Source organism: Pseudomonas sp. NBRC 111139, from assembly GCF_001753955.1.
Classification (GTDB): Bacteria; Pseudomonadota; Gammaproteobacteria; order Pseudomonadales; family Pseudomonadaceae; genus Aquipseudomonas; species Aquipseudomonas alloputida.
Genome location: NZ_BCBP01000138.1, coordinates 1 through 6,238 on the forward strand (window position 1 = coordinate 1; position 6,238 = coordinate 6,238).

Annotated in this window: 7 protein-coding genes; 4 read left to right on the plus strand and 3 right to left on the minus strand. The window is 56.1% G+C overall.

The genetic code is table 11. The features are described from left to right. Together istB and istA are read right to left on the minus strand one after the other, a co-directional pair. Positions 1–720: IS21-like element ISPst3 family helper ATPase IstB (istB, locus tag BJQ17_RS29410; RefSeq protein WP_070096980.1), on the minus strand; the 720-nt coding region annotated here is incomplete at its 3' end. Then, positions 713–2,212 carry an IS21 family transposase gene (istA, locus tag BJQ17_RS29415; protein ID WP_139139840.1) on the minus strand — a complete coding sequence of 500 codons (1,500 nt, stop codon included), beginning with the start codon at positions 2,210–2,212 and terminating at the stop codon, positions 713–715. The genes istB and istA, both read right to left, overlap by 8 nt. Before the next feature lie 118 nt (positions 2,213–2,330). On the opposite strand from istA, the gene BJQ17_RS29420 reads away from it, so the two are divergent. From BJQ17_RS29420 to BJQ17_RS29435, 4 genes are all read left to right on the plus strand, one after another. Further along, positions 2,331–2,840: a DsbE family thiol:disulfide interchange protein gene (locus BJQ17_RS29420; protein WP_255260239.1), complete on the plus strand. Its 510-nt coding sequence runs from the start codon at positions 2,331–2,333 to the stop codon at positions 2,838–2,840. After that, positions 2,837–3,310, plus strand: coding sequence for a cytochrome c-type biogenesis protein (locus tag BJQ17_RS29425; RefSeq protein ID WP_012080655.1), 474 nt, complete (start codon positions 2,837–2,839; stop codon positions 3,308–3,310). The genes BJQ17_RS29420 and BJQ17_RS29425 overlap by 4 nt, the downstream gene beginning before the upstream one ends. Beyond that, the gene (gene ccmI / locus BJQ17_RS29430; protein ID WP_012080656.1) at positions 3,303–4,514 is read left to right on the plus strand and encodes a c-type cytochrome biogenesis protein CcmI; all 1,212 of its coding nucleotides are present in this window, start codon (positions 3,303–3,305) and stop codon (positions 4,512–4,514) included. The genes BJQ17_RS29425 and ccmI overlap by 8 nt, the downstream gene beginning before the upstream one ends. 238 nt (positions 4,515–4,752) lie before the next feature. Continuing rightward, positions 4,753–5,598, plus strand: coding sequence for an AraC family transcriptional regulator (locus BJQ17_RS29435; protein WP_003464995.1), 846 nt, complete (start codon positions 4,753–4,755; stop codon positions 5,596–5,598). A gap of 29 nt (positions 5,599–5,627) precedes the next feature. Here BJQ17_RS29435 and BJQ17_RS29440 read toward each other — a convergent pair whose 3' ends face one another. Further along, positions 5,628–6,146 carry a YkgB family protein gene (locus tag BJQ17_RS29440; RefSeq protein ID WP_003464991.1) on the minus strand — a complete coding sequence of 173 codons (519 nt, stop codon included), beginning with the start codon at positions 6,144–6,146 and terminating at the stop codon, positions 5,628–5,630. Positions 6,147–6,238: the final 92 nt, after the last annotated feature.

Sequence of the window (6,238 nt, forward strand, 5' to 3'; positions counted from 1 at the left end):
GCTGTGTTGCAGGCGATAGGACTCGTTACCGGTTTCGACGATGTGGCAGTGGTGGGTCAGCCGATCCAGCAGGGCGGTGGTCATCTTGGCGTCGCCGAACACGCTCGACCATTCGGCGAAGCTCAGGTTGGTGGTGATCACCACGCTGGTGTGCTCGTACAGTTTGGACAGCAGGTGAAATAACAGCGCGCCACCGGCCTGACTGAAGGGCAGATACCCCAGCTCGTCGAGGATGACCAGATCCATGCGCAGCAGTGCCTGAGCGATCCGCCCGGCTTTGCCGTCGTGTTTTTCGCGCTCCAGCAGATTGACCAGATCGACCGTGGAGTAGAAGCGCACGCGCTTGCCATGCCGGGTGATGCCGGACACGGCCAGTGCGGTGGCCAGGTGGGTTTTGCCGGTGCCTGGGCCGCCGATCAGCACCACGTTCTGCGCGGTGTCGGTAAAGCTCAGATTGGCCAGCTCGCTGATCAAGCGAGCGTCGGCGCTGGAGGCGCTGAAGTCGAAGCCGGCCAGATCGCGGTGCATCGGCAGCTTGGCCATGTTCATCTGGTGGCTCACCGAGCGCATGGCACGATCCGTGTGCTCCTGTTCCAGCAGGTGTTCAAGCAACCACTTGGACGAGGCTGTGTTCGACTCACCCTGCACAGTTAACTCCGCCCAGGCAGTGGCCATGCCGTGCAGGCGCAGTTCCTTGAGTTCCGCCATCAAATCACGCATGACCGATCTCCTCGGTCTGGCCACGCAGGCGGTCGTAGCGCGCCGTGTTGGCGACGGGGGCTTCCTTGAGCGACAAGTGGGTTTCGACGCTGGGCGGCGGTTCGGATGCTGTCAGCCGTGCCACGACATTGAGGATGTGTTCGGCGCTCAGGCTGCCGCTCTCCAGTACCAGCTCAACGGCTACCAGCACGGCATCGAGCCCAGCCACTGGTGCGGCAGCCAAGACTTGCACCATGATCCGATCACCGCCGGCATGACGTTTCAGTCCGTGCTTGAGCTGACGCAGCGGCGCTGGCAGATCAGCAAAGGGCGCTCCGTTGCGCAGCGCGCCGGGCTTGCGCTCAATCAGCGGGATGTAGTGCTGCCAGTCGTAGCTGACCTGGTCGCGATCCAGCAAGCGGACATGGCTGGCGATCAGCGCGTCGTCAGCCACCACCTCGATTCGCGTCGGATACAAACGGCTGCTGACCCACTTACCCGCATACTCACACGGCACCGAGTAGCGGTTGCGCCCGACGCTGACCAGGCAGGTGCTGGAGACCCGCGCAGGCCGCTCGACGTAACCGTCGAATGGCGCTGGCACAGGCATCAGTTCAGCGCGCTCCAACTCCAGCACTTCGGCCACACTCAGCCCGCTGTATTGAGGGTGCGTCAGCTCGTTCCAAAGCGCGCGGCAGCGCTGGCCCAGCCAGGCATTGAGTTCCTCGAAGGAGTGAAACTGGCAGTCCTGGGCGTCTAGCCAGATACGCCTGCGGCTGTCTTGCACGTTCTTTTCAACGATGCCCTTTTCCCAACCAGCGGCGACGTTGCAGAAGTCCGGATCGAACAGGTAATGCGCGCACATCACCGCAAAGCGCGCATTCACCGCCCGGCCTTTGCCCTTATTGACCTTGTCGACGGCGGTCTTCATGTTGTCGTAGATGCCCCGGCGCGGCACGCCGCCCAAGGAGCCGAACGAGCGTGTATGGGCGTCAAATAACATCTCATGGCCCTGGCTCGGATACGCCACAAGCCAGAACGCACGGCTGGCACACAGCTTCAGATGTGCCACCTGCATACGCCGGTAAATGCCGCCGACCAGCAAGCCTTCCTCGCTCCAGTCAAACTGAAACGCCTCGCCAAAAGCAAAGGTCAGCGGCACAAAGGCCTGCGACGCCTTGCCCTGTCCCCCTCGCCAGGCACGGATAAACGCGGTGAGCTGGCTGTAGCCACCGTCATAACCTTCGGCTTTGATTTGCGCCAACAGCGCCTTGGCACTGCGCCGCTGTTGCTTGGGCCGCAGCGAATCGGCTTTTAGCGCCTGCTCCAGCGTGGCGTGAAAAGGGCTGAGTTTGTTGAAGATCGCGCGGCGTTGGTAGACCGGCGGCTTGGCCTCAGGTGCTCTGACCCACTTGCGAATCGTGTTGCGCGCCAACCCGGTGCGCTTGGCTATCTCATGCAGCGACAGCTTGTCGCGGAAATACATCCGGCGAATTTTGCCCATCATTTCCATACTGATCACCCTGTGTTCTCCTGCTCAAAAATTGAGCAGAAGCAGTTGAACACCTGGGTCAGTTTTCAGTCGGCAGAACAGCCTCTACTGGGTCAGTTTTCGGTCAGCGGCAACACCGCTGGTGCTTTTTCTTGGCATGGCAGCATTTCTCTGTAAAGGGTTGTACCTCGATCCCTCGGCGTTGCCCTCAGCGTTGATTGACAAGCCGTTCCCCAATTTCTCCCTGCAATCCGTGCAAGACAATAGGTCCCTGACCCGTGCCGATTTGCTGGGCAAACCGGCGCTGGTAAACGTTTGGGGTACCTGGTGCGTCGCTTGTCGGGCAGAACACCCAGTGCTGAACAAACTGGCCCAGCAGGGGGTGGTGATTCATGGAGTCAATTACAAAGACGTTAATTTCGATGCTCTGAACTGGCTGAAGGATTTTCACGACCCTTATCAGCTGAATATTCGCGATGAAGCCGGCAGCCTCGGATTGAATCTGGGCGTGTACGGCGCGCCGGAAACCTTCCTGGTCGACAGTAAGGGCATCATTCGCTACAAGCACGTCGGCGTTATAGATGAGACGGTGTGGCGTGAACAGCTTGCAGATCTTTATCAAGGTCTGGTGCAGGAGGGCACGCAATGAGCCGGTTTCTATGTGGAACTCTCTTAGTGTTGTGTTCCGCTAGTGCCGCCCAAGCTGCCATCGATGCTTACGCGTTCAAGGATGAGGTCGAACGCGCCCGGTACACCGAGTTGACCCGGGAACTGCGTTGTCCGAAATGTCAGAACCAGGATATCGCAGACTCCAATGCCCCCATCGCCGCCGATCTGCGAAAAGAGATCTTTCGCATGCTCGATGAAGGTCAGAGTAATCAGCAGATCATCGACTTCATGGTCGATCGCTATGGCGAATTCGTGCGCTACAAACCTGAGCTGAACAGCCACACCTGGTTGCTCTGGTTTGGGCCTGGCGGTTTGTTGTTGGGCGGTGTGTGGGTGATTTACTTGATCGTTGCACGTCATCGTGGTCGGCATGGCGATGATGTTGAGGTGTTTTCTGACCAAGAGCGTCAACGGCTCCTCCTCCTATTGGGTAAAGAATCTAATGATTGATTTCTGGCTATGGGTCGGCCTGCTGTTGCTGGTTGCCCTCAGTTTCGTGCTAATCCCTGTGTTGTTTGTACGTCGTGCCCAAAGCGAAGAAGATCGCACCGCTTTTTACGTGGCGCTGTATCAGGAACGCCTGGCGGAGCTACAGCTTCAGCAAGGGGACGGAGTGATGTCTCCTGCGCAAAAAAACAGTGCCCGCTCTGAGGCGGACCGCGAATTGCTGGCGGACACCGAAGGAGCTGGCCTCGAACGTTTTTCGACTACAGGCAAGCCGCTACCAGTATTCGTGGCTTTCTTGATACCGGCGCTGGGGCTCGCGCTGTACCTGCATTTTGGCGCCAGCGACAAAGTCGAGCTGGTTCGTGAGTTCGCCCAGCCTCCCGGTTCACTCGCGCAAATGAACGACCGTCTGGAACGCGCGGTTAACGCCCAACCGGAGTCAGCTGAGAACGCTTATAACCTGGCCCAAAACTACATGGCTCAAGGGAGGCCCGACGATGCCGCTAGAATGTTCGAACGAACGGTGTCACTGGCCGGTCGCCGACCGGAGTTATTAGGCGAGTGGGCTAAAGCATTGTATTTCTCTAACAACAAAATGTGGTCTCCGCCAATCAAGGCGCTGACAGATGAAGCTTTAAATGGAAATCCGGGTGAGCTCCAGAGCTTGAGTCTCATAGGTCTGGCTGCGTTTGAAGAGCATCGTTACCAAGATGCTTTAAAATATTGGCATCACGCATTAGCAGAGATGGGTTCCGACCATCCGTCACACGCTGCTTTAGTACAGGCCATTGGAAAGGCAAGAAACGGTCTTTCAGCGGATGAAAAAAACAACAATTTGACGATTAACCATGTTGCTGGCTTGCCACCAACACCGCTCAAGGTACGGGTGGACATTTCCCCGGAAATTTTCGAAAAGGTCGCTTTGGATGACAGTGTGTTCGTTTTCGTACAGACGCTATCGGGCTCCAAGGTACCTCTCGCTACCATACGACTTAAGGTCTCAAGTCTGCCGGCCGAGGTGGAGTTTTCAGGCGCTGATGCAATAGTTACCAGCAACACCTTATCGCAGACAGCCGCGATTCAAGTGACTGCTAGGGTCTCTAGGGGAGGGAAGAGTAGGTCGGGGGAATGGTTGGGCCGAAGCTCGACGACATTAAATTCGAAGAGCGCTAGGCTGAAGCTTACGATCAACCTTCCGGATATCTGATCGACTGCACCGCAAAGTGCTGTTGCCAGGTACTGTAAAATAGAAGAGTGAGCACTTGATTTGCTGGTGCTTTCAAACAACGGTGTTGTTTTTTTAACAGCCGAACTGGAAAGGGAGGCTGAGCTGCTCAGTGATCACTTTATCCGTTGGCTGATTTACGCCGGCATGTTCGCTACAGGCACTGAACGACAACGCAGATGGTATGGTCTGTGCGTTCTGACTCGTCAAGGATCGGCCAATGGATCGTTTGTCTAATTTGCTCTCGCGGTTCGGCGTGCGGGCCAATCTGTTCTATGACGGCGACCTATGCGGCTCTGCATCTTACGATGGCGCCGAGCGGCGAGGTTATATCCATCTGCTTCAGGCCGGCAGCGTGACGTTGCTTGGTCCCGATCGCAAGGATTTGCAGCTCACTCGCCCTAGCTTGATTTTTATGCCACGCCCCGCCAAGCATCAATTGTTTGCGGGTGAGTCCGATGGCGCAAAGTTGTTGTGTGCTTCCATGGAGTTTGAGGGCGGAATTGATAATCCTTTGTCGGCTTCATTACCGGACTGTTTGGTGCTCGCACTCGATGATCTGCCCATGCTGGCAGACACGTTGGAGTGGATGTTTGCCGAGGCGGCAAATGTGCATTGTGGAAGGGAAGCCGCGCTTGAGCGCTTATTTGAGCTCCTAATCATTCTGTTGCTCCGTTACCTGCTCGATCATCACCAGTTGCGCACCGGAATGATGGCTGGACTGGCCGACATGCGGCTTGCCCGATCGCTTTTACAGATGCACAACTCCCCGGAACATGCCTGGTCAATAGCAGAGCTGGCCAGTGAGTCAAATATGTCACGCGCTGCGTATGCCGTGCATTTCAAGAGTGTCATCGGACAGACGCCTGCTGATTATTTGTTGAGTTGGCGAGTTAGCCTGGCTCAGAAGCTGATGCGAGAAGGGCGCTCGATTACGCTGATTGCAGCTCAAGTCGGCTACGAAAGTCCTTCGGCGCTGTCTCGCGCATTTAGACGCAAGACGGGGTTGAGCCCTCGTGACTGGTTGAAAGATCTGGCGGGGGAAAATGATGGCAAAAAGGCCTAAGGCATTACTGCCTTAAGCCATTGAAAAAATTATGCATTAATTTTACGTTTTTCCAGTTCAACCAGCGAATGGCCTGCCACAAATATCGAAACAGCAAGCAACCCTAAGTCTTTAAGCAGAAACTGACCTGGCGCAACGGAAATCGCCGGAAACCCTAAACTAGGCTCAATGACGCCCGGAGTGGAAAACATAAAGCTAAGGGTTGTGAAGAACAGGCCTGCAGACAGAGCGCCTCCTACCACGGATAGTTTGGGCGACAGCATGCGGCCTGCGATCAGAGTGCCGATCGAAATCTCTAGTATGCCGAGCAGGCTGGAGAACATGTCGACCGAAAAAATGCTATACACCCATCCCAAAAGCGGGCTGTTGCTCACCAGTGGAACCAGGCCCTCGGCCTCGTAGTGGGTAAATTTCATGCCGCCGAACCAGAAGTAAATAATAGCGAGAGCCAAGTACGCGCCATAGATACCTAGCCCCATAGTTTTGGTTCCAAGCGTTAAGTGGGCCTGTACGCTGGACTTCGAGTTTTCAATGCCTATGGTTTTCATGTCTGAGCTTCCAGTAGTGAGTGAGAGTGTGTTGGCTGCCGAACGCCGTATGCGTTGGCGATGAGATGATTATGGCTGGCATCTCTAATCAA

What these genes read in the sequence shown, in the direction of transcription:
- istA (WP_139139840.1), bottom strand. Translation starts at nt 2,212, where the DNA reads ATGGAAATGATGGGCAAAATTCGCCGGATGTATTTCCGCGACAAGCTG.
- BJQ17_RS29425 (WP_012080655.1), top strand. Translation starts at nt 2,837, where the DNA reads ATGAGCCGGTTTCTATGTGGAACTCTCTTAGTGTTGTGTTCCGCTAGT.
- ccmI (WP_012080656.1), top strand. Translation starts at nt 3,303, where the DNA reads ATGATTGATTTCTGGCTATGGGTCGGCCTGCTGTTGCTGGTTGCCCTC.
- BJQ17_RS29435 (WP_003464995.1), top strand. Translation starts at nt 4,753, where the DNA reads ATGGATCGTTTGTCTAATTTGCTCTCGCGGTTCGGCGTGCGGGCCAAT.
- BJQ17_RS29440 (WP_003464991.1), bottom strand. Translation starts at nt 6,146, where the DNA reads ATGAAAACCATAGGCATTGAAAACTCGAAGTCCAGCGTACAGGCCCAC.